The organism is Microvirga tunisiensis (genome assembly GCF_009296175.1).
GTDB lineage: Bacteria > Pseudomonadota > Alphaproteobacteria > Rhizobiales > Beijerinckiaceae > Microvirga > Microvirga tunisiensis.
Map to the genome: position 1 here is coordinate 1 of NZ_VOSK01000944.1, position 663 is coordinate 663.

Consider the following 663-nt stretch of genomic DNA (forward strand, 5'->3'; position numbering starts at 1 on the left):
CAGCCGGCCGCACAAGCTGCCCTGGAAAGCCACGGACGAGGAGCGCGCCATCGTCTGCGTCCTGCGCCAGGCCACCGGCTTTCCGCTCGACGATCTGACCTTCATCGTCACGCATTTCCTGCCGCATCTCAACCGCGATGCCGTCTACCGCATCCTCAAGGCGGAAGGCTTGGGACGATTGCCCCCGGCGCAGCAGCGCCAGCGCCGGAGCGGCACGTTCAAGGATTACGATCTTGGCTTCATCCACATGGACATCAAGCACCTGCCCAAGCTGCAGACCGCCAACGGCGAGCGCCGCAAACGCTATTTGTATGTGGCCATCGACCGCTGCTCGCGCTGGGTGCACCTGGCCGTCAAGGACGATGAGCTGGCCACCAGCGCGGTCGCCTTCCTGAAAGAGGCGGTGCGCGCCTTCCCCTTCAAGGTCACGCACGTCCTGACGGATCGAGGATCCTGCTTCACGGCGGATGCTTTCGAGGACGCCTGCCGCCAGCTGAAGCTGGAGCACCGCAAGACCAAGCCCTACACGCCGCAGACCAATGGTCTCGTGGAGCGCTTCAACGGGCGGGTGCAGCGCGAGGTGCTGGGCATCACCATCTACAGCCATCGGGACCTCGAGACGCTGCTCAAGGGCTTCAATCAGGCCTATAACAGAAGACGTCA

At 63.8% G+C, this 663-nt stretch carries 1 protein-coding gene; it reads left to right on the forward strand.

Going from position 1 to position 663, the window contains the following annotated elements; translation table 11 throughout:
* On the forward strand, window positions 1-663 hold a 663-nt coding region (locus FS320_RS44640; protein WP_152718807.1), incomplete at both ends, for a DDE-type integrase/transposase/recombinase.